This is a genomic window from Enhygromyxa salina (assembly GCF_000737335.2).
GTDB classification, from domain to species: domain Bacteria; phylum Myxococcota_A; class Polyangia; order Nannocystales; family Nannocystaceae; genus Plesiocystis; species Plesiocystis salina_C.
In genome coordinates this window covers 72,453-97,956 of sequence record NZ_JMCC02000089.1, presented here as the reverse complement: position 1 = coordinate 97,956, position 25,504 = coordinate 72,453, and the positions used below count along the sequence as shown (strand labels likewise).

The 25,504-nt window shown below is 66.9% G+C and carries 26 protein-coding genes; 17 read left to right on the top strand and 9 right to left on the bottom strand.

The window, feature by feature from the left end; genetic code table 11:
- Positions 1 to 193 precede the first annotated feature (193 nt).
- Entirely contained in the window at positions 194 to 709 is a 516-nt protein-coding gene (locus tag DB30_RS29325) for a hypothetical protein (RefSeq protein ID WP_052555142.1), read from the bottom strand.
- A 124-nt stretch (positions 710 to 833) separates the two neighbouring features.
- On the opposite strand from DB30_RS29325, the gene DB30_RS29320 reads away from it, so the two are divergent.
- On the top strand, positions 834 to 1,688 hold the full coding sequence (locus tag DB30_RS29320; RefSeq protein WP_146661128.1) for an SIR2 family NAD-dependent protein deacylase: 855 nt from the start codon (positions 834 to 836) through the stop codon (positions 1,686 to 1,688).
- 4 nt (positions 1,689 to 1,692) lie between these two features.
- Here DB30_RS29320 and DB30_RS29315 read toward each other — a convergent pair whose 3' ends face one another.
- Positions 1,693 to 2,439 (bottom strand): hypothetical protein, encoded by a 747-nt coding sequence (locus tag DB30_RS29315; protein WP_146661126.1) that lies wholly within the window; start codon positions 2,437 to 2,439, stop codon positions 1,693 to 1,695.
- A 186-nt stretch (positions 2,440 to 2,625) separates the two neighbouring features.
- Between DB30_RS29315 and DB30_RS29310 the strand changes: the two genes are divergently transcribed.
- The gene (locus DB30_RS29310; protein WP_052555138.1) at positions 2,626 to 3,186 is read left to right on the top strand and encodes a hypothetical protein; all 561 of its coding nucleotides are present in this window, start codon (positions 2,626 to 2,628) and stop codon (positions 3,184 to 3,186) included.
- A gap of 77 nt (positions 3,187 to 3,263) precedes the next feature.
- On the top strand, positions 3,264 to 3,890 hold the full coding sequence (locus tag DB30_RS29305) for a hypothetical protein (RefSeq protein ID WP_146661124.1): 627 nt from the start codon (positions 3,264 to 3,266) through the stop codon (positions 3,888 to 3,890).
- Positions 3,891 to 3,930: 40 nt separating this feature from the next.
- Here the strand turns inward: DB30_RS29305 and DB30_RS29300 are convergent, their stop codons facing one another.
- Positions 3,931 to 4,461, bottom strand: a complete 531-nt coding sequence (locus DB30_RS29300) for a ferritin-like domain-containing protein (protein ID WP_052555134.1) — start codon at positions 4,459 to 4,461, stop codon at positions 3,931 to 3,933.
- A 43-nt stretch (positions 4,462 to 4,504) separates the two neighbouring features.
- Between DB30_RS29300 and DB30_RS29295 the strand changes: the two genes are divergently transcribed.
- The 3 genes from DB30_RS29295 to DB30_RS29285 all read left to right on the top strand — a co-directional run bounded on the left by DB30_RS29295 (position 4,505) and on the right by DB30_RS29285 (position 9,339).
- Positions 4,505 to 5,407 carry a LysR family transcriptional regulator gene (locus DB30_RS29295; RefSeq protein ID WP_146661122.1) on the top strand — a complete coding sequence of 301 codons (903 nt, stop codon included), beginning with the start codon at positions 4,505 to 4,507 and terminating at the stop codon, positions 5,405 to 5,407.
- Between the two features lie 220 nt (positions 5,408 to 5,627).
- On the top strand, positions 5,628 to 7,715 hold the full coding sequence (locus DB30_RS29290; RefSeq protein WP_146661119.1) for a S9 family peptidase: 2,088 nt from the start codon (positions 5,628 to 5,630) through the stop codon (positions 7,713 to 7,715).
- A 100-nt stretch (positions 7,716 to 7,815) separates the two neighbouring features.
- A complete protein-coding gene (locus DB30_RS29285) occupies positions 7,816 to 9,339 on the top strand; it encodes an SEFIR domain-containing protein (RefSeq protein ID WP_052555128.1) in 1,524 nt (507 codons plus the stop codon).
- Between the two features lie 49 nt (positions 9,340 to 9,388).
- On the opposite strand, the gene serA is transcribed toward DB30_RS29285, so the two are convergent.
- Positions 9,389 to 10,621: a phosphoglycerate dehydrogenase gene (gene serA / locus DB30_RS29280; RefSeq protein ID WP_240480357.1), complete on the bottom strand. Its 1,233-nt coding sequence runs from the start codon at positions 10,619 to 10,621 to the stop codon at positions 9,389 to 9,391.
- Between the two features lie 174 nt (positions 10,622 to 10,795).
- Between serA and trpS the strand changes: the two genes are divergently transcribed.
- Complete coding sequence (gene trpS / locus DB30_RS29275; RefSeq protein WP_052555124.1) at positions 10,796 to 11,869, top strand: tryptophan--tRNA ligase; 1,074 nt, start codon at positions 10,796 to 10,798, stop codon at positions 11,867 to 11,869.
- A gap of 2 nt (positions 11,870 to 11,871) precedes the next feature.
- On the opposite strand, the gene DB30_RS29270 is transcribed toward trpS, so the two are convergent.
- Positions 11,872 to 12,348: a hypothetical protein gene (locus DB30_RS29270; RefSeq protein WP_052555122.1), complete on the bottom strand. Its 477-nt coding sequence runs from the start codon at positions 12,346 to 12,348 to the stop codon at positions 11,872 to 11,874.
- Positions 12,349 to 12,569: 221 nt separating this feature from the next.
- On the opposite strand from DB30_RS29270, the gene DB30_RS43235 reads away from it, so the two are divergent.
- Positions 12,570 to 12,794 carry a (2Fe-2S)-binding protein gene (locus tag DB30_RS43235; protein ID WP_146661117.1) on the top strand — a complete coding sequence of 75 codons (225 nt, stop codon included), beginning with the start codon at positions 12,570 to 12,572 and terminating at the stop codon, positions 12,792 to 12,794.
- A gap of 184 nt (positions 12,795 to 12,978) precedes the next feature.
- Complete coding sequence (gene bfr / locus DB30_RS29260) at positions 12,979 to 13,443, top strand: bacterioferritin (protein ID WP_052555120.1); 465 nt, start codon at positions 12,979 to 12,981, stop codon at positions 13,441 to 13,443.
- Between the two features lie 6 nt (positions 13,444 to 13,449).
- Here the strand turns inward: bfr and DB30_RS29255 are convergent, their stop codons facing one another.
- Together DB30_RS29255 and DB30_RS29250 are read right to left on the bottom strand one after the other, a co-directional pair.
- Positions 13,450 to 14,016 (bottom strand): hypothetical protein, encoded by a 567-nt coding sequence (locus DB30_RS29255; protein ID WP_146661115.1) that lies wholly within the window; start codon positions 14,014 to 14,016, stop codon positions 13,450 to 13,452.
- Between the two features lie 19 nt (positions 14,017 to 14,035).
- Positions 14,036 to 14,686 carry a bifunctional 4-hydroxy-2-oxoglutarate aldolase/2-dehydro-3-deoxy-phosphogluconate aldolase gene (locus DB30_RS29250; protein ID WP_165704002.1) on the bottom strand — a complete coding sequence of 217 codons (651 nt, stop codon included), beginning with the start codon at positions 14,684 to 14,686 and terminating at the stop codon, positions 14,036 to 14,038.
- 419 nt (positions 14,687 to 15,105) lie between these two features.
- Between DB30_RS29250 and radC the strand changes: the two genes are divergently transcribed.
- The 5 genes from radC (at position 15,106) to DB30_RS29225 (ending at position 21,278) form a co-directional block, all read left to right on the top strand.
- Positions 15,106 to 15,840 carry a RadC family protein gene (gene radC / locus DB30_RS29245; RefSeq protein ID WP_052555114.1) on the top strand — a complete coding sequence of 245 codons (735 nt, stop codon included), beginning with the start codon at positions 15,106 to 15,108 and terminating at the stop codon, positions 15,838 to 15,840.
- 160 nt (positions 15,841 to 16,000) lie between these two features.
- Positions 16,001 to 17,017, top strand: a complete 1,017-nt coding sequence (locus tag DB30_RS29240; RefSeq protein WP_052555112.1) for a hypothetical protein — start codon at positions 16,001 to 16,003, stop codon at positions 17,015 to 17,017.
- Positions 17,018 to 17,125: 108 nt separating this feature from the next.
- Positions 17,126 to 18,250 carry a hypothetical protein gene (locus DB30_RS29235; protein WP_052555110.1) on the top strand — a complete coding sequence of 375 codons (1,125 nt, stop codon included), beginning with the start codon at positions 17,126 to 17,128 and terminating at the stop codon, positions 18,248 to 18,250.
- A 2-nt stretch (positions 18,251 to 18,252) separates the two neighbouring features.
- A complete protein-coding gene (locus tag DB30_RS29230; protein WP_052555107.1) occupies positions 18,253 to 18,777 on the top strand; it encodes a hypothetical protein in 525 nt (174 codons plus the stop codon).
- 230 nt (positions 18,778 to 19,007) lie between these two features.
- Entirely contained in the window at positions 19,008 to 21,278 is a 2,271-nt protein-coding gene (locus DB30_RS29225) for a thiamine pyrophosphate-dependent enzyme (RefSeq protein WP_052555105.1), read from the top strand.
- A gap of 10 nt (positions 21,279 to 21,288) precedes the next feature.
- Here the strand turns inward: DB30_RS29225 and DB30_RS29220 are convergent, their stop codons facing one another.
- A complete protein-coding gene (locus DB30_RS29220) occupies positions 21,289 to 22,374 on the bottom strand; it encodes a hypothetical protein (RefSeq protein WP_146661109.1) in 1,086 nt (361 codons plus the stop codon).
- A gap of 46 nt (positions 22,375 to 22,420) precedes the next feature.
- A complete protein-coding gene (locus DB30_RS29215; protein ID WP_165704000.1) occupies positions 22,421 to 23,290 on the bottom strand; it encodes an AAA-type ATPase lid domain-containing protein in 870 nt (289 codons plus the stop codon).
- A 194-nt stretch (positions 23,291 to 23,484) separates the two neighbouring features.
- On the opposite strand from DB30_RS29215, the gene DB30_RS29210 reads away from it, so the two are divergent.
- The 3 genes from DB30_RS29210 to DB30_RS29200 all read left to right on the top strand — a co-directional run bounded on the left by DB30_RS29210 (position 23,485) and on the right by DB30_RS29200 (position 25,478).
- Positions 23,485 to 23,760, top strand: coding sequence for a hypothetical protein (locus DB30_RS29210; protein WP_052555098.1), 276 nt, complete (start codon positions 23,485 to 23,487; stop codon positions 23,758 to 23,760).
- Positions 23,761 to 23,770: 10 nt separating this feature from the next.
- Positions 23,771 to 24,598 carry a 2,3,4,5-tetrahydropyridine-2,6-dicarboxylate N-succinyltransferase gene (locus DB30_RS29205; protein WP_052555096.1) on the top strand — a complete coding sequence of 276 codons (828 nt, stop codon included), beginning with the start codon at positions 23,771 to 23,773 and terminating at the stop codon, positions 24,596 to 24,598.
- Positions 24,599 to 24,770: 172 nt separating this feature from the next.
- Complete coding sequence (locus tag DB30_RS29200) at positions 24,771 to 25,478, top strand: hypothetical protein (protein ID WP_146661107.1); 708 nt, start codon at positions 24,771 to 24,773, stop codon at positions 25,476 to 25,478.
- Positions 25,479 to 25,504 lie beyond the last annotated feature (26 nt).

Genomic DNA, 25,504 nt, shown 5'->3' with positions numbered 1-25,504 from the left:
GGGCGAGGGCTTCTCGCCCGCTTGCGGACGTTTTCGTAGACAGGTTCACCGAGGGCAGCCAGCTGTTTTCAGCTCGGGCGAGGGCTTCTCGCCCGCTTGCGGACATTTTCGTAGACAGGTTCACCGAGGGCAGCCAGCTGTTTTCAGCTCGGGCGAGGGCTTCTCGCCCGCTTGCGGACATTTTCGTAGACACCTAGCGATACGGTGCCGGAGGGGTCTGCAGTCGCTCTTCGAACATGGTCAGCTCCCGGACCAATCGCTGCAGCTGTTCATGTAGCGGCAGCTGGCCGGGCTTGCGCTTGCGCTCCAGCGACCACTCTTCGGCCTCGAACAGCGAGCGGATCGGCGCGCTCTGGGCCCCAACATCGTGCAGGTACGCTTGGTCGCTGGCGCTCAGGCGCTGGACTGCGTGGATCCAATCGCCGATCTCCCGGGCCGCGTCGTTGAGCACCTGCTGGGTCTCGTCGAACTCACCAAGCGCGACCGCGACGTCGAGGCTCTGCCCCTCGCGCAGCGGACCCTCTAGGCTCAGTCGCAGCGCGCGGGTGTCCCGGGCCAGCGCCTGCAGCGGGGACGAAAGGTGCGAGAGCTGCAGCGGGTGCTCTTGCGGGCTGCTCGCGAGATAGCGACGGCTGCGGATCTGCCCGCGCATCGTCTGCATGAGGCCGAGCGCCGCGACGGCGGCGAGCACCAGGTAGACCCACGTCACGTGCGCGGATGATACCCAGACTCGCCGACCGTGGGGAAGGCTGATCACGCATGTGAGCCAGCGACGGTCGCGGGGCCGCGCGCGAGGCTAGCCGGTCAAAGTGTATGATGTACACTTCCTCGATATGGCCGCCGCACCCAAGATCCCCACGAACGACAGCGAGCGCGCAGCCGAGCTCGACGCGCTGCTGTCCCGAATCAGGCCCGAGCGGGTCGTCGTGGTCACCGGTGCAGGGATCTCGGCCGAGAGCGGGATCCCAACCTTCCGCGGCCCCGAGGGCTACTGGACCGTGGGCTCGCAGGAGTACCACCCCGAAGACATGGCCACGCAGGTCGCGTTCTCCAACATGCCCCGCGAGGTGTGGCGCTGGTACCTGTACCGCAAGGCCGTCTGCAACCAAGCCGCCCCCAACGTCGCGCACCTGGCCCTGGCCAAGCTCGAGCAGGCGCTTGGGGATCGCTTCATGCTCGTCACGCAAAACGTGGATGGTCTGCACCTGCGCGCGGGCAGCACCCACGCGCGCACGATCCAAGTCCACGGCAGCACCGACTTGATGCGCGCGATCGAAGGCGACGACACACCGATCCCGATCCCAGCGAGCATGCCGATCCTCGGCCGCAACGACCCGATCAGCGACGAAGCATGGGAGCTGCTCACAACCCCAGATGGTCGGCGCACGCGCCCGCACATTCTGTGGTTCGACGAGTGCTACAACGAGCGGCTGTATCGGGCCGAGTCAGCCCTGACAGCCGCCAAGAGCTGCGATCTGCTCGTCGTCGTGGGTACGTCGGGGGCCGCCGCGATCCCCTATCACGTGGCCGCGGTCGCGCTGCGGCGCGGGGTCGGGATCATCGACATCAACCCCGAGCCCAACCCCTTCTCCGAGCACGCGCTGGATCAAGCCAAGCGCGGCAGCGGCCTGTGGCTGCAGGGCACAGGCTCACAGTGGGTGCCCGAGCTTGTCGCGCGGCTGACCTGAAGAACTACTCCTGCAGCTCGCTGACCTCGGGCGCTGGTTCGGCGCCTCGCGGCAGCTTGATCTTCGCGGACTGTTCGTCCGTGAGCGGCTGGTTGTTGATCAACTCCAGCTTTGCCCGCCGCCAGTCATTGTTGACGACCGAGAGCCGCACGCGAAACTCGAGCTCATCGATCCGCAGGCGCGCCTTGCTGTTGCCCCACTCCCAGCGATCCACGACATCGCTGGGGTCCCCACCCATGCCCAGCGCGGGGTTGTCATGAAACGGCGTCCCCGGCAGCGTCACGCCAACCGAGGCCAGCGCGGCGGTCGGTTCAAACGCGCCGTCACCCGGCAACCCAGAGATCGCCACCATCGCCGCGTGGCCATCTTCAAACTCGATTCGGATCTGCTCGAACTGTTGGTGCTCGTACACGCGGATCTCCTGCTCACACGCAAAGAACACTCGCTCGGGCACGAAGCGCACGCACGAGATCCGATCCGTGCCGACATCCTTGGGCGACCCGAGCACCGCGTCGACCTGCTCGGGGGTCTTGTTGACCAGCGCGTTGAGGTTGATCAACGGCGTCGATTTGACTTGGCCCAGCTCGACGCCCTCGGAGTTGGATTGGGGCCCGCTGACCTCTGGTGCGTCGGCAGTGGTCTTTTGACCAGCGCCTGACTTGGCGCCACCAGCCGAGGCGTTCGAGGCGCCGTCTTGTGAGCAGGCGGTGAGCAACACCGCGATCAACATGCCGCTGCGAGGTCGGTTCACGGGCGCCAGCATACACACCCGTGAGCGTGTAGGTGTGCAGGACCTGCTCGAGTGGGGACGCCAAGCTCGCGCAAAGGCTGGCCAAGGCGCCGACTTCGTTCAATGTGTAGAGGTGCGCTCGCCCCTCCTCTGCTCGGCCCGGCTGGCTCACGGCAGGCGAATCCCAGGGGCAACGGGGGGGCGGCGGTGAGCTGGGCGGTCGCCGTCACCGGTGGCGCTGCGCCGATCTACGTCGGCTATCGCTGGTGGCGTCGACACCAGCGCGAGCAGCAGATCTTGCAGGAGCTCGAGCGGGTCAACGACGAGGCCCCACGGATCCCCGAGCACCTCGACCCGCAGCTGGCCGCGCTCGCTCGCCAGACCCACCGGCTGCGCCTCGAGCTCGAGACCCCCGTCCGCAGGATTCGCGCGCCGCTGCTGTCCGAGACCCCATGGGCTCGGCGTCAGCGCTGCGACGAGTACGACGCCGCCCTCTACGAAGTCCGCCAGGCCATCTGGGAGTGGCTGCGATCCCTGCGGCGACTTGGCGTCAAAGAGCGGCGGCTGCTCGGGGAGCTCGGTCTCTCGGTCGCGCCGTTTCGGCGCTTGTTGTTCGGCTGCGATCGCACCGATGACGTCTGGGAGCAGGTCGTCTACGCGCGCGCTCCCAACCTGGACCTGGTGTGGACCGAAGTCCGGCGCACGATCTCCGAGCTCGAGCGGTTCGAGCGAGCGCTGCTGAGCGCGCCAGTTGATCCATATCGGTGAGGCGACCTTGGGGTCACAGGTATTTAGAGCCCAGTTCTACAGGCGGGCGATGTGATAGCTTGCGCGCTCGCCAGGACATGACCTCTCGCGCGCGCATCCCCGCCCTCGTCCTCGCTCTTCTCCCGTGCGTGGCCTGCTTTGACGACCCCGACTACAGCGCTGACGGTGAGGTCTGCGAGTCGCCCTGCTTTGGTTGCACCGTGCCGGAGGCCAGCAACTTCAACCACATGGCCGAGGTCGACAACGCGAGCTGCATCTGCGACGCCGTTGGCAACCCGATCAGCGACCAGTCCCAGCTCGTGGCCGGGTTCGCAGGTGGCGATGAGGATCAGTGGCAGTCGTTCACCGTTGGGCTTGGGGGTGGACTGGCCAAGCTCGCGATCGAGCTGACCTCACCCGTGACGCCGATGCCTTCGCCCGCGACGATCGAGATCTATACCGGCGAAGGCATCGGCGGCACGCTGCTCGGCAGCCTCGAGGTCATGCTCGCGCCCGGTCCCCTCGAGCTGCAGGAGTTCACGTTTCCAGACCCGATCGCGCTGGCCGCTGGCGAGGTCTACAGCTTCCGCGTCGTGGTGCCAGTTCAGATGGTCATTCACATGGCCTTCGCGGACGCCAACCCCTATCCCGGTGGTTCTGCCAACGGCGATCCCGACCTCGATCTGGTGTTTCGCACCCAAATGGTCGAGTGCACGTCGAACTAGAAAGACTTGGGTGACTCGGTGCAATCGCCGGTAGTGACCGCTATGGCGTGAGTCCCAGAGCGGCTCGGCCTAGCGCGTGGGCGCCCGCGGTCGCCGCTAGAGCAGCTTCACTTGCGAGGCTTCGAAACGCCCGCTCGTGGAAGCGCTCTTCCGGAAGAATTCGCGCGAACACGGCGCGGACATCAGCAGGAGCCTCCGGGTCGTTGGCGATGACCTCGATCCGCTCGAGTCGCATCCGTTCGGCGTGGGCTCCGATCGCGCACCCGGTCTCGAGGTCGTGCAACGACTCGAGTGCCGCGCGCCAGTACCGTTCCTTCGCGGGCTTCACCTCAGGCGCGTGGCCGCGAGCCTGAAGCAGCCCGGCGATCCACTGAGCGTGGCGATCTTCTTGGGCGGCGATCTTGGTCAGCGTGCGCGCGGGCAGCCCAGTCGCGAGAGCGTAGCGATCCCGGAGCGCGCGGATGCGCTGGCCCGCGCCGATCTCACCTCGATACTGTTTGTACAGCCACGCGACCAGCTTGTGGTCGTCGGTCTTGGTTGCCTGCCACCAGCTTTCACTCGTCTGTTTCATACCCTCAGCTTAAGAAGCCAGATATCGGTGTAAACTAGTATCAATGGATACTCTATCTGTGCAGCCGATACTTAGCGACGATCTGCTCCGCGCGTTCGTCGCATTCGCGGAAGCCAAGAGCTTTACGCACGCATCGGGGCGCATCGGCCTTTCTCAGCCAGCTCTGTTCGAACGAGTTCGGAAACTGGGGGAGCTGCTCGACGTCAAGCTGTACGAGAAACAGGGAAAGGCGTTGAAGCTGACGGCGCAAGGTATCCAGCTGGCAGCGTTCGCGCGGGACATGCTCGCGCAGGCTGCGCGTTTCACCGAGGAGATCAGCGGCTGCGTTGCGGAGCGAGTCACCCTTGCTGCAGGAGAAGGGTCCTATCTTTATTTGCTCGGAAAGGCGCTTCAACGTTGTCGCGTGGAATTTGATGGTGAACTGTCGCTGCTGACCCTCGGGGGTCCTCGCGCTCTCGAAGCGGTTCTTTTGGGGTCTGCGCAGCTGGCGGTGGGCGTGTTCGATGTGGTGCCACGTCGGCTGGTCGTGCGCGACCTGCTCACCGTGCCAGTCTGTGCTGCTATCCGCACGAGGCACCCGCTTGGTCGTCGGAAGTCATTGAGGTTGCAAGATATCGCCGGCGAGCGGTTGATACTCGCACCAGCCGGACGCCAACAACGAGAATCAGTCACGCGGGCGATCGCCAGCGTCGGAGTCTCACCCCAAGCGCCTATTGATGCAGACGGCTGGCCTCAAATGCTCTGCTTTGCCAAGGCCGGGTTAGGGGTGGCGGTTGTGAACGGAGCGTGTGCCGCGCCGAAGGGCGTCGCACTCGTACCGGTCCCCGAGCTCGGGACGGTGACGTATCGCCTGGTTTGGCGTCGCGGGGCCGTCACCTCGCCTGCCATCGAGCAGGTGTCCAAGATCATCCAGAGCTCAATTGCGCCGTCCACCGACGCGCTTTAGTTCGGCTTCGATGTCGCTCGAGCAAGTTCGGCCTTCGCCTGCTCGTAGCGGCTCACGTGTAGCTCTCTCACCAGCGCTGCGCCGCCTCGCGCCTCGCCTGCTCGAGCAGCGCCCCACTCGGCGGGTTCTTCTCGTGGACCTCGACCCGGAGCGGACTTGGGGTGTGCGGCACTCGTGCCCGGGCGTTTGACGCTTGGCTCTGCAGGTGCTCCGATGCGGCATGCCGAGCCTCGCTCGCACCTGCTCACGACTCGTCCTCGCCATGCCGCTGCTGGCCTGCGTGCCCCCCACGCCGGCCACGCCCTACCCAACGACGGCCCCGCTCGAGGGTGAGGCCGCCGAGATCAGCGAGCCGACGAGCCCGACCACGGTCAGCTTCCTCGATCGGTCTGTCGATCTCTCGCCCTTTCTCGAGGGCTTCCCGTACGCGAACTTCAACCCCAAGCTCGAGCACGGTCGGATGTTCTTCATGCACACCGGCGAGCGCTACGTGCTGCGCTCGCTGCCGCTGCCCCAAGCTGGCGCCGCGGCCACGCCCCTCGAGATCGACGGCGCCGAAGCGGTGTGCGAGGTCGACTGGTCGACGCGCAGCCTCTGGGGCGTGCGCATCCACCCGGCCACCAACACGCTGTGGCTCCACGCCGACGCCAGCAACGACGAGCAGATGAACCTGTGGCGGATCGACCTGGCGGCCCCGCTCGCGCAGCGTGTACCCACCCAGATTACAAACGCCGACTACGTGTACGGCTGGGGCTTCTCGGAGGACGACGGGCACGCGCAGATCGCCTACCTCGCTCGCACCGGTCAGCAGGCGCCCTACCGCACCTGCCTGCGCCTGCTCGATGCGCAGGACCCCACCCGCGAGGGCGCCGATCAGGAGGTCGTCTGTGACAGCCCCGAGCTGACCTTTACCTGGTCGTCGCCACACTTCTCACCCGACGGCCAGCAGATCTACTTCTCGGCCCAGGTCCAAGGCGATCGCAAGCGGGTGCAGATCGTCGAGGTGGATCTGCGCAACGCCAAGAACAAGCCGCCAAGGCTCGCGCCGATCACCGATGTCAACGTGCCGCGCAGCAGCCCCGACGTGCTCGAGGGCTGGGCCGGCGAGCACCTCCTGTATGTCTCGAACGAGGCCGGCTACGGCGACATTTACAGCTGGTCGCGGCGGACCCGAAAGCACAAGCGCCTGACCCACCACACCGAAGAGCTGCTTGGCGCTGCGTCGCTGCAAGTTGGCTCGACCCACGCGGTGTTGGTGGCGCACGGGACCCCGGCCGGCAGCACCCTCGAGCTGCTCGACGCGAGCTCGGGCGCGGTGCTTGGCCACGCCGCGGCGCCCGGCAAGATCGGAATCCTCGACGCCCACGACGGCCGCGCCGTGTGGACCCAGCAAGCGCCCGACAAGGTCTACGAGGCCAACCTCGCTAGCTTTTCCAAGATCGACGGCGAGCTCTCTCTCCACAACGACACGCTGATCCGGCCAAGCGCCGCGCTGGAGTCCGAGCTGGTCCGCTGCGTGCCCGAAGCGGTGAAGATCCCCAGCTTCGACGGCACGCTGCTCCACGCGTTCGTGCTGCGCCCCAAGCAACCCCTACCCGACGGCCAGGCCATTGCGATGGTGCGGTCGTTCTACGGGGGCGACAACGAGTGGACCCGCCACGACCACCTGCTGTGCGCCGCGGGGATCACCGTGGTCTCGCCGGCCGTGCGCGGCTCGTCTGGGTTTGGCAAGGCGTTCGCGGCCCTCAACGATCGTGACCTGGGCGGCGACGAGATCGTGGATCTGTTCTGGGTCGCGCGCTGGATCGAGACCGAGCTCGGGATCCCCAGCGCTCGCGTGGGCGTGTACGGTCGCAGCCACGGCGGCTACGCGACCATGCGCGCGATGACCTTTCCGCCCGAGACCAACGACCGCAACGAAGCCTACGGGTTTGGGTTTGGGCTGGCCGAGGCCGGGTTCTCGGACATCGTCGCGTTCCACGACGCGACCAACATCCCCGACTGGGTCGTGCTCGAGGCTGGCGATCCAGCAGTCCCCGAAGATCTGGCCCGGCTTCGAGATCGCAGCCCGATCAACCACGTCGAGCGGCTGGCCGCGCCGATCTTCCTGCTGCATGGCGCCAACGACTGGCGGGTCCCCGTCGCTGGCTCGCGTGCATTCGTCGAAGCGGCCAAGGCTGCAGGCAAGTCCGTCAGCTATCTCGAGGTCGAGGGTCAGGGCCACCACGTAGAAGGCCAAGAGCGCATCGTCGAGGCTTGGCAGGCGCGCTTCGACTTCATCGAGTCTGTGGTCGCCTCTACCCCGTAGTGCCGGCCGCAGGGTGGCCACTGTCCCAACGACCAAAGCGCCACGCTTTTCAATCTGTTAGCGGCCGTCAGGGGAGGTGTGGTGGTAGCGTTGAACGACCGTGGACGATCAACCACCGCGCGTGTTCGTCAGCTATAGCGACGACACCCCCCTGCACGCCAAGCGCGTCCTCGAGCTCGCGCAGTGGCTGCGGACCCAGGGCATCGATGCCCACATTGATCAGTTCGAGGAGTCCCCCGAGGAAGGCTGGCCGCGCTGGGTCTACACGCAGATGCGCGAGTCCGAGTACGTGCTGATCGCGTGTACCCGCGGCTACCTCGAGCGCTGCGAGGGCGAGGTTCCCCGCGGGCATCGGGCCAACCGGGCCGTCAAGTTCGAGTCACACCTGAGCCTGCAAGAGATCCACGACGCCGAGGGCCGCAACCGCAAGTTCATCCCGCTGGTGTTCGACCAAGACGACATCGGTGAGTGCGTGCCGATGCCGCTGCGCAGCGCCACCCACTACCGGATGCCGGATCAGCGCAATGATCTCTACCGGCGGCTCAGCGACCAACCCAAGATCCGCCCCGCGCCGCTTGGCACCCTGCGCACCTTTGACGACGACAGCCGCGACGCGCTCTCTGTCGTCAATCCAATCATCGCAAGCGAGAGCCTCGAGGCGCTGATCGTCACGGATCAGCCGGCAACCAAGCGCCGCAAGCGGTCCTGGTCTCGCGGCCAGGTCCAGCGACTGCTGGTCGTTGGCGCGTTTGGCCTGGCGTTCTTGACCACCGCGCTGTTCATCAACGGCGCGCTCACGACTGACGATGCGATCGACGGCGGCGAAAGTTGCCGGATCGAGCTCACGGATCCAAGCGGCAACGCGATCAACAGCGAGTACATCACGCTCGAGCTGCCTGCGGGCCAGCAGATCGAGTTCAAGGTCGAGAACGGCAACACCTTGCGCTTCAAGTGCCCCACGGTGGCCGTGCAAGCGCGGGTTCGCGTCGACACCTCCGTGGCGTCCGAGCTCGCGGGCGAGACCGCGAAAGTGGTGGCCGGGCTCAACGACGTCAGCGACACGCCGACTCCACCAACACCGCGGATGCTGGAGTCCACCTTCATGATCCAGCCCAAGGTCGAGATGCAGACCGTGCGCTTGGGCGTGGCTCCCGACGAGCTGACCGCACCGATCCCTGCGTCCAAGCCCGCACCGGACTCGGTGGATCCGCAGCTGCCGGTCCCGGGGTCCGATCCCGACCTGGGCGCGCTCGACCAGCCAGACCCGTCCCCCGAGCCCGCCAAGAAGTCTCTCCAAGCCAACTCCAAGACCAAGACCAAGATCGAGCTCACGATCACGCCAGCCAACCCAAAGCTCGAGCGCGAGTTGAAGACCAAGCTCGAGCGGGTCGAGGCGTGTGTTCCCAGCGCCCCAAAGTCGGGCACGCAGGTCACTTGCATGATCGAACAAGACGCCGCGGGCGCGATCGCCAACGTCACGATCGACGACGCCCAGCTGCGCAAGCAGGACCGCGCGGCCGCGGACTGTACCCAGCGCGAGCTCAACTCGTGGGCCCAGGGTGCCGGCAAGTACGACCCTGGTGGCGAGCCATCCAAGCTCACCCTGAAGTTCGGCTCGCGCTAGAGCGGCGCTAGTCAGCTCGCTCAGGCATCCACCACGCGGGCGCTCGAACTCACCCAAGCAGGCGGGTGCGCAGCGACTGATCCAGCTTGGCGATCCCCTCGCGCAGCGCGTTGGCCCGCGGATCCTCGCGCGGCACGTCGAGGTCCATCAGCAACAACCCATTGCCGCCACCTGTGACCAGGTGCTGTCCCGTGATGTTGACCCCGACATCGGCGACGACATGGTTCACCCGCGACAGCACGCCCGGCACGTCTTTGTGGATGTTGACCAGCCGGCAGCCGCCGCGCAGCTCCGCGCCATCGAGGGCGGGCAGGGTCAGGCAGCTGGTCGTGCGTCCGGTCGTCATGTAGGCCGCGAGCGCCTCGCTGACCTCGACGCCGATGTTGGCCTGGGCCTCTTGCGTGCTACCGCCGATGTGCGGGGTGAGGATCACCGAGCGCTTGCCCTGCAGCGGCGACTCGAACCGATCACCTGCGGCCTTGGGCTCTTTCGGGTACACGTCGATCGCGGCGCCGGCGATCTGGCCCTCGTCGAGCGCGGCCGCGAGCGCGTCGAGGTCGACGACGCTGCCGCGCGAGGCGTTGATCAGGTAGGCGCCGCGCTTGAACTTGGCGAGCTCGGCCGCGCCGATCATCCCGCGGGTCTGCTCGGTGTCCGGTACGTGCAGGGTGACAAAGTCCGACTCGCGCAGCAGCGTGTCGAGGTTGTCGACCGCGCTCGCGTTGCCGAGCGGCAGCTTGTTGATGACGTCGTAGTAGCTCACGCGCAGGCCCAGGGCCTCGGCCAGCACGCTCAGCTGCGAGCCGATGTGGCCGTAGCCGATGATCCCCAGCCGCTTGCCGCGAACCTCGTGGGCACCCTTGGCGTCCTTGAGCCACTCGCCTTCGTGAGCCGCCCAGCTGCGCCCGAAGATCTGCCGCGACAAGATCACGATCTCGGCGATCACCAGCTCGGCGACCGAGCGGGTGTTGGAGAACGGCGCGTTGAAGACCGCGACCCCGCCGACCCGGGCGTGCTCGAGGTCGATCTGGTCCGTTCCAATGCAGAACGCCCCGACCCCGACCAGACGCGGGACGGCGTCGAACACCGAAGCGCGGACCTGCGTCTTGCTGCGGATCCCCAGCAGCACCGGCTCGTCGCCTGGGATCGCCAAGAGCGCTTGGATCAGCTCTTGATCCGCCAGCCCCGCGGCGCTGCGGTGGACCTGGATATTCGCCCGTTCGAACGCAGGATCGGCGGACTCGTGGATGCTCTCGCTCAACAGTACGTGGGCTCGCGGCACGCGGCGGAGTGTGCTGGTTTCGGGTGCAACCGGCAAGACGACGCCAGCAGCGGGCCATGTGCGAAGGTCCAGAACAAGCCGGATCCCCCTCCCGGGGGGCCGCACGTGCGCTCGCATGCGAGCGCCCCGAGCAGCGAAGTGCGAAGGTCTGTATGGGGGTCTAAAGTCCCCGGCATGCCCGAGCGATCCCTGCCGTCCACCGCCGCGCAAAAAGACCGACTGCTGACCGGCGACCGCCCGACCGGTCCGCTGCACCTTGGTCACCTGCTTGGCTCGCTGCAGAGCCGCGTGGCCATGCAAGACAGCCACGAGTGCTTCTTGATCGTCGCGGATCTGCACACGCTCACGACCAGGCCCGAGCGGGATCGGATCGCCGAGCTACCCCGCAACGTTCGCGCGGTCGTGCTCGACCTGCTCTCGGTTGGGATCGACCCCGAGAAGTCGACGATCTACCTGCAGTCGGGGGTCCCGGCGGTCTACGACCTGGCGATCTTGTTGCAGATGTTGATCCCGGCCTCGCATCTGCGCTCGCTCGCCAGCATCGCGCAGATGGCCAAGGTCGCGGGCGTCGACGACGAGCGCATGTCGCTGGGCTTGCTCGGGTACCCGGTGCTGCAGGCCGCCGACATCCTGATGGCGCGCGCGCAGTTGATCCCCGTTGGCGGTGACAACCTCGCGCACGTGGAGATCGCCCGCGAGGTCGCGCAGTCGTTCAACGAGATGTACGCCGAGGTGTTTCCGCTGCCCGAGGGGCGGGCCTCGCGGGTCCCCATGCTGCCGGGGATCGGCCCCGACGGGCCGGCGGCCAGCAAGATGTCGAAGTCGGCCGGCAACACGATCAACTTGGGTGACACCGCGGACGTGGTCGCCAGCAAGCTGCGGACGCTTGGCGGTGCGCGGCTGCGGGGGTTCATCGACGCGCTGATCGGCAACGGTGACGACGATGACGGGCAGGCGAAGGCGATGCACGCCGCGCACCAGGCCGGCAAGCTCAGCGACGCCGCCGTCCACGATCGGCTGATCACGGAGACCGAGGCGCTGCTCGCCCCGCTGCGCGAGCGTCGGGCGGCGTTCGAGGCCGATGAAGGCCTGGTCGAGGAGATCCTCGTCGACGGCACGATCCGCGCGCGCGAAGTCGCCTACGCGACGCTGCAGCAAGTCCGTGAGGCGATGGGCCTCGAGCCGCTGTGGAAGGGCCTGATCGACGTCGCCGAGCGCCGCGCCCTGGACCGCAAGAAGCCCTACTGATCTCAGCCCTCGAAGGTTCCGTCGATCGTCTCGCAGTCGCGCTTGGCCCGGGCCATGTCGGCGCCTTCGTAGTAGACCATCGCAACGCCGGTCGCGGGCAGCTTGCAGCTGGCGATCACCGCTTCGCGTGGACACGGCTCCTCGCTCAGCTCGACGCCCTCGAAGCAGCGCGGCTCGATCGCGCCTTTGTGGTCGGTGTAGTCGATGCACACCCGCCGCGGCTCGCCCCCAGGCTTGGTCGCGTGCTCGCGGTGATCACAGCGGGGTCCCCCTTCGGGCACGACCGGCGGTGTCGGTTCGGCGACCTCGACTGGCGGCTCTGGCGTCGGCTCGGGTTGTTCGGCCTGCGGGGGATCAGCCACAGCGGGCGCGCTCGGTTGGCGGGTCGCCGCTGGATCGCTCGTCGCCTCGTCGCAGGCGAAGCCCGCGAGCAGGACGAGAGCACACAGCAAGGGCAAGCAGGCGCGCCGTGTCGGCATCGGCCGACCATATCGACCAGACGGGGCGCCGGCCATCATCCCGGCGCCGACGGGCCTCGGCGGCGGCAAAAAGACGGGCGTGGTCCACGCGTCCCCGCGCCCCGAGGCGCTCTCGCTCGCAAATTCTGCCCGCGAGGGCCCCCATGTTGAACGAGGAATTCAACGCTTGCCCGGCCGGGTCGACACCGCTATAAAAATCTTGGCGTTGAAAACGACTTTCAATGCCGAAGTCACCGCCACACAGGGTCACCACCATGCTCGTCTGCATCTGCAAAGGCGTCTCCGACCGCCGCATCACCGAGGAAATCCGGCGGGGTGCGTGCACCGTCCGACAGATCCAGGAGTGCTGCCAGGCGGGCACGGACTGCAAATCTTGTGTCCGGCAGATCCGGCAGATGTTGACGACCCAGAGTCACGCGCACCAGGCCGCGACCGACTCGACCTGAGCTGCGCGACCGCGCTCGGGCACCTCTCGGGCACCTGGGCGACGCCCGATCTTGAAAGCCAGTTTCATTTGATCGCGTCGCCCAACCGACACTGAAAATGCCGTTCGAGTTCGTCCGCGTCAGCTCGAGCACCCCTCGCCACGCCCGTTGAAAGGGCTGCTGCGCTTGCTAGGGTGCCGCCGAGATGAAGGGAAAAACAGAGATCATCGAGTTGCTCAATGAGGTGCTGACCGCGGAGCTGACTGCGATCAATCAGTACTTCATCCACGCCAAGATGCTGCAGAACTGGGGGTTGACCAAGCTCGCCGCCCACGTTCGCGCCGAGTCGATCGACGAGATGAAGCACGCCGACGAGCTCATCGATCGCATCTTGTATCTCGAGGGCATTCCCAACCTGCAGCGCTACAACAAGGTCAACGTCGGCGAGACGCCGGCGGAGCAGCTCAAGCTCGACTTGGACGTCGAGTATCAAGCGATCGAGCGGTTCAACCGTGGCATCGCGCTGTGCCGTGACCACGCCGACAACGGCAGCCGTGAGCTACTCGAGAAGATGCTGGTCTCCGAAGAGGGCCACGTCGACTGGCTCGAGACCCAGCTAGATCTGATCGAGCGCCTCGGCGAGACGGCCTACCTCGCCGAGCAGCTCTGACACAGCCTACTGGCTCGTTTCGTGGACTAAGTAACCCTGGCGGCTGCAGGGATCGGTGACCAGCATCTCGATCCGCTGGTTGGCCGCGAACGACCAGTTGAACACCTGGACCAGCACGCTGCTGAGCTCGTACCAGCCGTCGCTGGTGGTGGTCAGCGTGTTCGAGTCGGCGACCAGCTCGCGGACGTTGTCGGTCCGCCAGTTGCTTGGGTCGTCGCAGTTCTCTTCGCAGTATTTCATGCTGACGCGGACCTCGAGCAGCGGGCGCTCGAGGTCCGCGTTGACGACACGCACGCCCAGCCACAAGTGTTGCCCGCCCTGAAAGCCGCTGTAGGTCTGCGGGGGCTGATCTGCAGCGAGCGGCGAAAAGTCATCCTGGCCCTCGCCGAGCTGCAGCTCGAGATCGCCGCTCAGCTCGCAGCTTGGATCTTCGACGAACTTGGAGGTGCCGTCCTCGCACATGGTCAGGTCGTCCTCGCAGGGCGGGCCGCCAGCGGGAGGATCGATCCCTGGGCATCCTGTGAGCAGGATCGTGGGCAGCGCCAGCGCGGGCACGAGCAAAGTCAAACGCATGGGGGGATGATACCTGCGATCACGTGGGCTGAGGCTTGTTGCCCTCGTCTTGGGCGCGGGCAACGATCGCGCGGGCTCGGGCCTCGATCGCATCCCAGTTGCCTGCGTCGACGTCGGGACCAAACAAGCTGGCCACGAACCCTCCCGCCCACGCACCCGCGGCGAACCACTGATCCATGTTCTCGAGGTCGATCCCGTTGGTGGGCACGACCTTCAAGAACGGGAGCGGTCCCAGCACCGAGCGCAGCCAGCTTGGACCGCCAGCAGGGGCCGGGAACAGCTTGCACAGCTGCGCGCCGGCCCGATGCGCGCGGAACATCTCCGTGGGTGTGTGGGTGCCGGGCATCGCCGCGACACCCAACGCCCCGGCCGCAGCGATCACCGCTTCGTCGACCACCGGTGAGACCAAGAAGCGGGCGCCAGCCTCGACCGCGAGTCGGGCCTGGTCCACGTCGAGCACGGTGCCGGCTCCAACGATCACACCCTCGCGCTGCGAGAACTCGGAGATCAGCTCGTAGACGCCGGGGATCGTCAGCGTGAACTCGATGATCTCGAACCCGCCACGCAGCGCCGCGGACATGGCCTCGCTGGCCTTGCGTTGATCGTTGGCGCGAAGGATCGCGGACACGCGCACGCGCCCGAGCTGCTCGACGAACTGTGCCGGAGTCACGCTGGGGATCTTACTGGCTATTTAGCCCCCAGACGCCCCGACTCGACCCGTGCTCGGCTTCGCCTCCGCGCGCGTCGACGCCCTCGCTGCGCTCGGGCCCCTTGGTCGGGCCGTCTGGGGGAACGCTTCGCTTTCTCTTTTACCCCCAGACGCCCCGACTCGACCCGTGCTCGGCTTCGCCTCCGCGCGCGTCGACACCCTCGCTGCGCTCGGGCCCCTTGGTCGGGCCGTCTGGGGGAACGCTTCGCTTTCTCTTTTACCCCCAGACGCCCCGACTCGACCCTGCGTCTCGCTGACTCAGGTGGCCCGGCTACGGGCCAGTGTCCCGCCAGCGGGCCACCCACGTGGACGTGGTCTCGCACAAGTCGTCGAGATCATGGGTATCAGGTCCTGGCACGCGCTTCGAATGTCAGTCGGTGATGCACCTCGAGCTGGTCACCGATCTCTCTGCACCCGACGCTGAATCCAAGCCGGATCTCTGCACGCTTGGCGAGCGGCCGCGCGAGCGCATGTTGCTGTACGGGCCCGCGGTGTTGGCCGACGTCGAGCTGATCGCGCTGTTGCTCGGTGGTGGACGGGCGTTGCACCGCGCTCGCGGGGTGCTCGATGCGGTCGGGGGCCTCGCGGGTCTGTCGCGCGCGTGCCCCCAAGAGCTGCGCGGGATCAGCGGGATCGGTGACGCCTCTGCGACCGCGCTCGCGGCCGCCGTCGAGCTCAAGCGCCGCATCGATCGGCTCGAGCTCCCGTGGGGTCGGCAGCTGCAGACACCCCGCGACGCCGAGCTGTTCTTGCGCTCGATCCTGCACGGCGCCTCGCAAGAGAACTTCATCGTGGTCGGCCTCGACGCGCGCCAGCGGGTTCGGCTGGTCCGCACGGTGGCGATCGGGACCCTCACCCGCGTCGAGGTTCACCCCCGCGAGCTGTTTCGGCCGCTGCTCCGCGGCGGCATGCACAGCTGCCTGCTCGCCCACAACCATCCCAGCGGCGACGCCACCCCGAGTGAGGCCGACGTGCTCCTGACCGAGCGCATGGCGAGGATCGGTCTGTTCCTTGGCGTCCCGGTCCTCGACCACATCGTCATCACCGACAACAGCTTCGTCTCACTCGCCGAGCTCGGCCTGCTGCCCACCAATCTCGACGGCCTCGATGAGTAAGCTGGGCAGCTTCGGAACGTGGCGAGTGACCACGTTGCGAATCACAACGCCCGACAGGTTGCGACACCCACCGACATGGGCTTGCCAGCATAAGTGTTTGATTTTACTTATAATTGCATGTCCGTCATACCTGGCGCGAGATTCGTACTTAGCATCTGTCATGGCCCGCAAGACTTCGTTGCTCCCCTCCCTGCTTGGTGTTGGTGTGTTGCTCGCGACCGTGGCTCCCACCACCGGCTGCCTGTTTGGTGGCTATGACGGTGTGTTCTTCGAGACCGAGGACGTCAGCATCGATATCCCGTCGAGCGGGTTTCGAGCGGATGAGATCCACGGCGACGCGTGGTGGCTGATCAACGAGACTACCGACCACGTCAACGGCTGGGTCACGACGGTGGTCGAGACCAGCGGCTACGTGGTCGAGTTCCTCAGCAACCACCGCGAGAGCGGCGTCGAAGGGACCTGGCGCATCTATGGCCCCTTCGATGATCAAGCCGGGCGCGACGTCGCGTGGCTGGTGCGGATCACCGGCACGGACATGGACACCAGCTTCGAGTTTCTGGTCGCGCCGCGCGGCACCAAGAACGCCGCGGACTTCGAGCTCATGGCCGAGGGCAGCCTCACGGTCGAGGACGACCTGCGGTTTGGCAACATGCGGATCGACTTCGACACGATCGAGAACCACCCGGACCTCGACATGACCTTGCTGTGGAGCTACGCCGGCGACATCAACATCGAGTTCGAGCGCCACGTCGACAGCGGCGAGAAGACCATCAACCTCGAGTTCGACGGCTTCGAGGCCAACCGGACCGGCTACCTCGAAGACGATCACTTCCGCAGCGACGAGACCTACGAGTATCACAAGGCCGGCGACGGCTCGGGCAGCTTCCACCTCGCGCTGATGGGCGAGTGGGACACCTACCCCTACGGCTGGAGCGGCCCCGAGCAAGAGCGCATGCAGCTCGACATGCTGTGGACCCCCACCAACGAGGGGCGGGCGCTCGGGACGATCACCGAGGTCGACGGGGTCGGCGACATGCTGCACGGGGACCTGAGCCTCGATGAGTGCTTCGACGCTTCGGGCTACCTCACCTACCGGTCGTTGTCGGAGCTGTATGCCAACGAGGTCCCCAGCTACAATTTTGGCGACGCAAGCGACTGCGTCCTGGCGCTGCCCTGATCCAACCCTTGTCGCCCGCTGCGGGCGTGTCAGCAGACCGGTTCACCGAGGGCAGCCAAGCGCGCGGGCCGGCGCCCGGCTGCGGTCGCGCTATACTCCCCGCCGCACATGGCGGACACCTCCCCCAAGCCCGCATCCCGCGGCGGATCATCCCGGCTTCGCGTCATTGGCCGGCTCACGGCCCTCGCTGGGGTTCCGCTGCTGGTGATCTTCTTGATCTTCGCCAGCGGCGTGTACTTTGGCGCCTCGCGGTCCTATCGGGTGCAGACGCTCGAGGCCAACTGGCTGGGGCTCGCAAGCCCAGACGCCGATGTTGATCCTCCGGTGGCTGCTGAAGTCCCGGCGGGTCAGGCGGGTCAGGCCACGAGCGCCGGAACTGGCGGGCCGGCCGAGCCCGATCAGCCGGATCAACCGGATCCGGATCAGCCGGATCAACCGCTCGCTACAGGGGAGGGAGGGGAAGCAGGCGAGACCGGTGAGCCGCAGCCGCTCCCCCAAGACCCACCCGACCCGCCCGATCCAACGGTCATCCAGGCGCCGGCCAGCGGACTGCTCACCGCGGTCGCCGAGCCCGTCGGCTCCGAGCTGCGCTCACGCTTCGACGAGACCCGCCTGGTGCGCGTGAAGATCCTCGTCGATCCCGCGCTGGTCATCGCCCGTGAAGACTGGCTGAGCTACGTCGCGAGCTTGACGTCGGCGACCCACGCCAGCTTCGAGCTGCTGTTTGGCGTCGACGTGCAGCTGCAGGGCGTCGTGGTCTGGGACCTCGCGACCAACGCCAACGTCGACACGCTGCTCGCCGCCCTTGCAACTCACGATCGTGAGGGGGCCGATGTGATCCTCGGGTTGCTCGCGCGTCCGCAGCCCGCGGGCTTTGAGCCGTCGCGCTGGATCGGCGCCGAGCATGGCGACCACGCGCTGGTGTTCGCCGACCTCGCCCAGACGGATCGCTTCTATCGCAACATGCTCCGGGCGCTCGCGGGCTTGCTCGGCGCCGAGCCGGTGACGCAGCTCGACAGCTTCATGAGCGACGCCACGTCGCAACCTGGCACCGCGCCCACGATTGATCCAGACAACCGTGGCAAGGTCGTCTTCAACAAGCGTCGGCCGTTCGCCAGCTCCGCCGCGGCGGACGACGGGCCGGGCGAAGCGCCCACGCCCAACGAGCCCACGCCCAAGAAGCCCAAGCCCAAGAAGCCCGCAACCCAACCCGAACCCAGCGAGCAGCCCTGACCATGGCCAAGACAACCGGGAAACCTTCGGGCAAGTCTTCGAGCGGTTCGGGCGACGCCTCGGACGCCTCGGGCAAGTCTTCGAGCAAGCTGGGCTGGCTGCTGGGCTGGGTGCTCGTGCCCGGCATGCTCGTCGGCGCGTTGTTCTTGGCCGGGCTGCACGTCGGCGCACGGCACCCACAGATGGGGCTGTCGCGGGCGGTCTTGTGGGTGATGGGCAGCGAGGCCCAGCTCGGCCCGGCGAACGAGGCCGAGCGCCAACCGCTCGCGCGACGGATGCGGCTGACTGCGCTGCCGAGCAAGAGCCAGACCTTGGAGTCGGACCTGAGCAAGGCCGACCTCGACGCCTTGGTCGCCGCCGGTGCTGGTAAGAGCATCGCCGCGCTCGACTGCGCAGCGGTCTGCAAGATCCAGTGGACCGCCAAGCACGCTGACAAGGAATTCATCAGCGTGCAGAGCTGCGAGCTGACCCAACCGACGCTGTTCACACCCGCCAAGCTCGAGTGCGACGCCAAGGTCCAGCGCTAGAGCGCCGACCGACAACGGCAGGGGCGGTCCCAGATGTGCCTGGCGTCGTGAATTCAAACTGATTGGCGCTCTAGAGCGGGGCGAAGCGCTCTAGCGGCGCAATTTCAACGGATTCGACACGTCGTGCGCATGGACCTTCGCGCCGCTCCCTCACACCTGCCGCTCGCGCGTCCAACAACCTGGAAGCGACGCCGCAGATCGCTTACGTTGCGGCCCCCCGCCAGGTGAACATGGCCGCGAAATACCCGCTCGATAGGCTCCAAGACCATCCTTCGCTCACCCCCGAGCTGCTGCGTCTCGCGTATCGCGAGATGTGCATGGCTCGCTGCCATGTCGAGCGCGTGGTCCAAGAGTGCTCCAAGGGCAACATCAAATTTGCGATCTGGGGTCCGGGCGAAGAGCTGCACGGCGCAGCCCAGGCGCTCGCCTACAACGAGGTCGTCAACCGCGACGCGTTCGGGATCTCGGGTCACTACCGCTCGGCTGGGTTGATCTCGCTGTGGTCGCGGCTGCGGGGCTACGAGGACTTTCACCTCGATCACATGCGCCAGCAGCTGTCGCGGGCCACGGATCCGTGGAGCGGCGGCCGGCAGATGACGGCGCACTTCAATGATCCGCGCTTCAACATCCTGCCGGCCCAGAGCGCGCTGGGGATGCAGCTGGGCAAGGCGGTCGGCTACGCCCACGGCATGCGCCAAAAGGGCTACGACGACGGGCTCGCGGTTGCGATCGTCGGCGACGGCACCATGGCCGAGAGCGACTTTCACGAGGGCGTGACCGGGGCCGCGATCCTCGACGTGCCGCTGTTGTTGTGTGTGACCGACAACGGCATTGCGATCAGCGTCAAGCCGGAAGACGGCCGCGGGCTGCGGGACCTGCAGGCCTACGCGAAGGCGTTTGACTTCGAGTTCTTCAGCGCCGACGGCAACGACTTCCTCGAGATGTACGAGGTCAGCAAGGCCGCGGCCACGTTCTGCCGCGACAACCAGCGCCCCGCGCTGTTCTGGGTTCACGGTCTGTCGCGCCTCAACGGGCACTCGAACGCGGGCATCTATAATTTTTCGTTCGACGCCCACGACTGCCTCAACGACTTCGGCGAGGCCCTGGTCGAGCGGGGCATCCTCGAGCCCCAGGACATCATTCGGCGCAACGACGAGACCCGCGGCGACTACTACAAGCGCCACGACTTCGGCCGGGTCGGCAAGCTGGCCGACGACTACATCCTCGAGACCATGCGGATCGCCGAGTCCGAGCCCGAGCCCAAGCCCGAGTCGATCTGGGAGCACATCTACGATCCCTACCCCGAGGCTGTCGAGCCCGCGCCGGTTGGCCGCGAGACCGTGATCTCGCTCAACGGGGCGATCCGGGCCGCGATGCGCGACATCCTGGAGCAGAACCCGATGACGTGGATCTACGGCCAAGACGTGGCCGAGCGCGGCGGCGTGATGCAGGCGACCAAGGGGCTGTGGGAGCGGTTCCCCGAGCAAGTCCGCGACGCGCCAATCAACGAGCCGCTGATCCTCGGCACCGCGGTTGGGTTTGCGATGCACGAGGGCGCCACGGCGATGCCCGAGATTCAGTTCTCGGACTACAGCCTCAACACCCTGCACTGGCTGGTCTACATGGGGAACCTGCTGTGGCAGACCAACGGGACCGTGCGCGCCAACGTGATCGCGCGGCTGCCCGTCGAGCCGCTGCACGGCGGCGCGATCTACCACTCGATGTGCATGGAGGGCTTCTACGGCTCGATCCCCGGCCTCACGATCATCGCGCCAACCACCTCGCGCGATTTTTACGGGATGCTGCGCTCGGCCGCCGAGTACACCGGCCCGGTCGTCGTGTTCGAGTCCAAGGGTCTGTACCGCATGCCCCTTGGCGACGCGTTCCCGGGCGAGCCAAGCGACGCAGAAGAGATCAAGCGGCTCAAGCGGGCGATCGGCATGCAGGGTCTGATCCCGGATCTGCCCACCGACTTCCGCGTGCCGCTGGGCAAGGCCGCCGTCCGCCGTGAGGGCAGCGACATCACGATCGTGACCTGGGGTCGCTGCACCCTGTTCGTGTACGAGGCGATCCAAACCCTCAGCGAGCGCGGCATCGACGTGGAGATGATCGATCTTCGCACGATCGTCCCGCCCGACATGGACACGGTGTTGGCCTCGGTCCGCAAGACCGGACGGCTGCTCGTGGTCCACGAGGATCGTGCGTTCGCCAGCATTGGCCGGGAGCTGCAGGGGCAGACGATCGAGGCGATGTCGGATCAGCCAGTCGTCACCCGGGTGCTCGGGCAGGATCCCGTCCCCGGGATCCCGCAGAACGTGAACCTCGAGCATCACATCGTGGTCTCGCCAGAGAAGATCATCGCCGCCGCCGAGCAGGTCATGGCGACGACCCCCGTGGGCGTTGGCCAGCCAGCCGCGCAGACCAGCCAGAACGCCCCCAAGGTCGCCGAGCCAGCCCGCACCCGCGTGCTGTGGACCCCCAACCGCGCCTGGGTGGGATAGGCCTCTAGGTCTAGGGGCAGACGAAGACGACTGGGATCGCGCCGGTCTCTTGGATCACGCACTTCTCGTCGGCGAGCCAGTTGGGGTTCTCGAGCCACGAGCAGCACGGGAAGTCGGGCACGCCCTCGGTGTCGAATTTGGGACACGGCGAGCCTTTGGCCAGGCAGCAGCCAAATGCATCTGGACCCGGCGCGATGTTGTCGGGCGGGGCGAAGCCCGAGCAGCCCGCGTTGCACTCGAAGTCGCACAGGACGACGACGTCGCCGTTGTTCGGGCTGTCACTTGGGCACAGCGGCGCGCAGTAATTGACGAGCTGCTGTTGGTCCGCGACGTGGTTGCCGTCGCATTTCTCTGACGGAAACTCGATCAGCTCGCCGGTTGGGAACACGAGATCTTTGTAGGAGGGGTCGAGCACCCCATCGCCACAAAAGCCGCAGTCGTTGCGACCAAACAAGCACTCGGACGTGCAGCGGTCGATCGTGCCCGAGGTGTAGGGTTTGTCGACCCCGATCGCCTCGTTGTTGTAGGCACCGCAGTTAAGGTTGGGTGCGAAGTTCTCGCCCACCGCGACGCACTGCCCAAACGCTTGGTAGCAGACGGTTCCGAGCGGACAGTCGTCGTCGGTGGCGCACGATGCCGTGGGCTCGCACTCCTCGGCGCCGCTGACGATGTCGTCGCCGCACACTGGCGGGCACATGCTGTGATCGAGGGTGCAGTCCGACCGGCAGGTCGGCAACCCGACGCCAGCGCTGCAAGTGGTGCCGCGTAGATCCTCGCCGTCGCACTCTTCGGTATGGGACGCCACGCCGTCACCACACATGGCGCAGTCTTCCTCGCTCGCGCGCAGCTCACAGGTGACGGGGTCACAGGTCGCGTCCCGCTTCCAGCCGCGCTTGCGGCATTCGTCGAGGTGCGAGTCGTCCCGCGGGTCGCACTCTTCGTGCTGGGGGTCCCACCAGCCATCGCCGCACGAGACCTCTCGCTCGAGCTCGAGGCAGCCGGCCACGATCCCAGCCGACAAGCCAACCATCATCGCCAGCAACCACCGGCCGGGGCGAAGGCCGGCCCCAGCGCTGAGGGTGGACGCTCCGAACATGGGCCAAGCATAGCCCCACTGGCGCCCATGTGTCCCGACCGGTGTCTCAGCCTGAGGACGAATCGTACTCGTGGAGCCGCCGATACAGCGTGGTCTTGCCGATCTGCAGCAAACGGGCGGCCTTCCGCTTGTTGCCTCGAACCAGTCGCATGACCCGCTGCACGGCGCGACGCTCGGCCAGCGCGAGCGCGAACTCCTGCTCGGGTGCGCTCGGCCCAGGGCTGCTCGGGTCTCGCTCGCGCAGCGCGGCCGGGAGATCCTGCAGCTCGATCTGCGTCGTGGTTCCGACCTCGAGGGCCGTGGTGATCACGTTTTCGAGCTCGCTGACGTTTCCGGGCCAGTCGTGGGCGCGCAGGCACCCAAGCGCGTCGTCCGAGATCGCGCCGACCGGTCGTGTGGTTGGAACCCGGTGCAGCAACCCGATCACCAGGGCCTCGAGATCATCAATGCGCTCGACCAGGCAGGGCAGGTCGATGCGGATCGAGCACCAACGCAGCAACTCTGGGGACAACCGGGCTTGGCCATCGCGGCTGTCAGGATCCAGCCGCGTACCCAGGATCAGCCGGCTCAGCCCCACGTCACGGCGGAGCTTGGCCTGCTGATCCAGACTCAGCTGCTCGATCGGAGAGACGAACGCGAAGCCCTCGGGGGGGGCGATCGGGCCGGGGACATCCGTACACACGCGCGCGAGCGAGGGCGTCTCGCCCCCAGCGAAGTGATGGATGATCTCTGCGACCGTGCGCTTGCCAGTGCCGGGTGCGCCAACGAGCAACACCGCGGCGTTCGATTCGATGGCCGCTTGGATCTGTCGACGCAGGTCCCTCGCGGCGGTGCTGTGGCCCAAGAGCAACGGTGCAGGCCGCGCCAATCGCTGCGCCAACCGCTCCGCGGCCGCGCGCGCGCGTGGCGAGGCCACCTGGCCATCTGAGACTCGATCGTTGGGCATGCCGTTCCGGCGCGAAGCTCGTTGGATGCAGGTGCGGTTCAACGGCTGTCAGATTGCTGGACCGAGCGATCTTTATTGTGTCTATTCTCACGCCTTGGTGCCCGGGACGGACCCGGACGGAGCGATCGCAATCCGCCGAGCGCTCGCTAATGTGCGGCCGCCGCATGAAGTACCTCCCAGCCAGCATGTTCGTGTTCCTGACCCTTGCTGGGTGCGCCGCCTCTGATGAGGATTGCGCCAAACTCGGCGATAAATTTGTCGAGCTCTACAGCGGCGAGCTGAGCGAGGACAGCAAGAAGCTCAGCCCTCGAGTGCTCGAGAACGCGGCCGAAGCTGGTCGTGAAGAGGTCGTGGATCAGTGCAAGAAGCAGAAGTTCTCGCGGGCGAGCGTCGAGCGCTGTCTCACCGCCACGAGCATGAACGACTTCAAAAAGTGCTAAGCCGCCGGCCATGACCGAGAACCTTCAGGGTCTGATCCGCGCCGCCTACGACGATCGCTCGCTGCTCGACAAGCCCGAGTACGCCGCCGCTGTCGAAGAGACCATCGGCTTGCTCGACGCGGGCAAGTTGCGGGTCGCGGAGCCCGGCCAGACCCCCGAGTCCGACTGGGTCGTCCACGCGTGGGTCAAGCAGGCGATCTTGCTGTACTTCGGCCTGAGCAAGCTCGAGACCATCGAGGTCGGGCCCTACGAGTACTATGACAAGATCCCGCTCAAGCGCGGCTGGGCACAGGCCGGCGTGCGGGTCGTGCCGCCAGCCACGGCGCGTCGCGGCGCCTTCATCGAGCGCGGCGCCGTGTTGATGCCAAGCTACGTGAACATCGGCGCGTGGGTGGGCAGCGGGACCATGGTCGACACCTGGGCGACCGTGGGCAGCTGCGCGCAGATCGGCCGCAACGTCCACCTGTCTGGGGGCGTGGGGATCGGCGGCGTGCTCGAGCCGCCTGGGGCCACGCCGGTGATCATCGAAGACGGCTGCTTCATCGGCTCGCGCGCGATCGTGGTCGAGGGCGTGCGAGTCGGCAAAGAAGCCGTGCTCGGGGCCAACGTCGTCATCACCGCCTCCACGCCGGTCATCGATGTCTCCGGACCCGAGCCGGTCGAGTATCGTGGCCGGGTGCCGGAGCGGGCGGTCGTCATCCCCGGCACGCGCGCGAAAAAATTTGCTGCCGGCGAGTTCCAGCTCAGCGCTGCGTTGATCATTGGACATCGCAAAGCCAGCACGGACATGCGCACCAGCTTGAACCAGGCGCTGCGTGACTTCGCCGTGCCAGTGTGAGCGACGCGACTCCACGCCCAGCGGCGTCAGTTGCGCAGCCCCGCTCGCGCGGGGACCTCGTCCAGGCTGAGCGGTCGCGACCCTACCCATGTGGTGCTCGCGGTACCGTTCACCGGGGATCGTTGGCATGCTGTGGACGAGCCCACGCATGACCGAAGGCAAGTCGAAACCGGTGAGGTCCCTCGCCCGCCGGCCTGAGTCGGGCGAGCCCGAGAGCCGCCCCAGGGGTCCGCTCAACGATCGCGGAGAAGTCGGCTGGGATCACGACGCGACGCCGATCCACGCCCAAGCGCCGCGGTCCAGCAGTGAGCGCAGCCCGCTGACCGCACGGATCCTGAGCCTGTTCGCGGAGCCAACCGTCACGACGATCACCGCCGTCTCGGCTGGTCGCGCGCTCGAGTGCCCCCGCGCCGACATCCAAACCGCGATCGAGGTGCTCGTCCAAGCCGGCGAGCTGCGCCCCGTTTCCGACAGCAGCCTGCGCTACATGGTCAGCCCCGAGCGCAAGGCCCAGCTCGAGGCCATGTTCCGCGAGGCCGCCCACGAGCTCGGCGAGACCACGGCGCTGGTGCTGCGCGAGGGTGAGGAGCTCGCCGTCTACGACGACGAAGAGCCGCGGCTGCCGGTCACCGCAGGGTTGCTCAGCCTGTTCTTGCCGGGCACGGGCCAGCTGCTCAACGGAGACGTCGGCCGCGCGTCGTTGGTGTTCGCGGTCTGGAGCCTCGCGCTGCTGACCCACCTCTCGCCGATCTGGACCTTCGTGGCCCTCTACGCCGGCGCCGAGGCGTTCTTCACGGCCAAGGTTCGGGGCATGGAGCGCAAGCTCGCGATCGAGGGGACCGGGGCGACCGGCAAAAAAGAGGGCGAATCTCCGGCTTGATATGACCCCCACAGCCAGTTTGGCAC

Coding starts and splice junctions, on each gene's coding strand:
- DB30_RS29320 (WP_146661128.1), top strand. CDS start 834: ATGGCCGCCGCACCCAAGATCCCCACGAACGACAGCGAGCGCGCAGCC.
- DB30_RS29305 (WP_146661124.1), top strand. CDS start 3,264: ATGACCTCTCGCGCGCGCATCCCCGCCCTCGTCCTCGCTCTTCTCCCG.
- DB30_RS29300 (WP_052555134.1), bottom strand. CDS start 4,461: ATGAAACAGACGAGTGAAAGCTGGTGGCAGGCAACCAAGACCGACGAC.
- DB30_RS29295 (WP_146661122.1), top strand. CDS start 4,505: ATGGATACTCTATCTGTGCAGCCGATACTTAGCGACGATCTGCTCCGC.
- DB30_RS29290 (WP_146661119.1), top strand. CDS start 5,628: ATGCCGAGCCTCGCTCGCACCTGCTCACGACTCGTCCTCGCCATGCCG.
- trpS (WP_052555124.1), top strand. CDS start 10,796: ATGCCCGAGCGATCCCTGCCGTCCACCGCCGCGCAAAAAGACCGACTG.
- DB30_RS29270 (WP_052555122.1), bottom strand. CDS start 12,348: ATGCCGACACGGCGCGCCTGCTTGCCCTTGCTGTGTGCTCTCGTCCTG.
- DB30_RS43235 (WP_146661117.1), top strand. CDS start 12,570: ATGCCGAAGTCACCGCCACACAGGGTCACCACCATGCTCGTCTGCATC.
- bfr (WP_052555120.1), top strand. CDS start 12,979: ATGAAGGGAAAAACAGAGATCATCGAGTTGCTCAATGAGGTGCTGACC.
- DB30_RS29255 (WP_146661115.1), bottom strand. CDS start 14,016: ATGCGTTTGACTTTGCTCGTGCCCGCGCTGGCGCTGCCCACGATCCTG.
- radC (WP_052555114.1), top strand. CDS start 15,106: ATGCACCTCGAGCTGGTCACCGATCTCTCTGCACCCGACGCTGAATCC.
- DB30_RS29240 (WP_052555112.1), top strand. CDS start 16,001: ATGGCCCGCAAGACTTCGTTGCTCCCCTCCCTGCTTGGTGTTGGTGTG.
- DB30_RS29235 (WP_052555110.1), top strand. CDS start 17,126: ATGGCGGACACCTCCCCCAAGCCCGCATCCCGCGGCGGATCATCCCGG.
- DB30_RS29230 (WP_052555107.1), top strand. CDS start 18,253: ATGGCCAAGACAACCGGGAAACCTTCGGGCAAGTCTTCGAGCGGTTCG.
- DB30_RS29225 (WP_052555105.1), top strand. CDS start 19,008: ATGGCCGCGAAATACCCGCTCGATAGGCTCCAAGACCATCCTTCGCTC.
- DB30_RS29220 (WP_146661109.1), bottom strand. CDS start 22,374: ATGTTCGGAGCGTCCACCCTCAGCGCTGGGGCCGGCCTTCGCCCCGGC.
- DB30_RS29210 (WP_052555098.1), top strand. CDS start 23,485: ATGAAGTACCTCCCAGCCAGCATGTTCGTGTTCCTGACCCTTGCTGGG.
- DB30_RS29205 (WP_052555096.1), top strand. CDS start 23,771: ATGACCGAGAACCTTCAGGGTCTGATCCGCGCCGCCTACGACGATCGC.